The organism is Arsukibacterium sp. MJ3, from assembly GCF_000987765.1.
In the GTDB taxonomy this organism is placed as follows: domain Bacteria; phylum Pseudomonadota; class Gammaproteobacteria; order Enterobacterales; family Alteromonadaceae; genus Alishewanella.
In genome coordinates, this window is record NZ_LAHP01000181.1 from 1 (window position 1) to 434 (window position 434).

Sequence of the window (434 nt, forward strand, 5' to 3'; positions counted from 1 at the left end):
GTGTTAATATTAGCAGCAAATCTATCTTTAACTATCACTGCAGTTTCAGCTGCGGAAATGGAAACGATGTATGTCTGCTGTTCGTTTAACTATAAGCCAAGTGATTGCCAATGAGCTTTCAGTTCGTGAAGCTCAAGTTGCCGCTACTTTAAAACTTCTTGATGAAGGTTCCACGGTTCCTTTCATTGCGCGCTATCGTAAAGAAGCCACAGGTGGCCTTGATGATACGCAACTGCGTAATTTATCACAGCGGCTTAGCTATTTGCGCGACCTCGAAGATCGCCGCACGGTAATTTTAAAGAACATCGCAGACCAAGATAAACTTACGCCTGAATTAAATGCTGCGATACATGCCTGCTTATCAAAAACTGAACTTGAAGATCTCTACCTCCCTTACAAACCGAAACGCCGCACGAAAGGGCAAATTGCCATTG

Annotated in this window: 1 protein-coding gene; it reads left to right on the forward strand. The window is 43.5% G+C overall.

The window, feature by feature from the left end; translation table 11 throughout:
- Positions 1–70: 70 nt before the first annotated feature.
- Positions 71–434 (forward strand): Tex-like N-terminal domain-containing protein (locus VT06_RS17390; protein WP_046555594.1); only part of this gene is annotated, 364 nt, incomplete at its 3' end.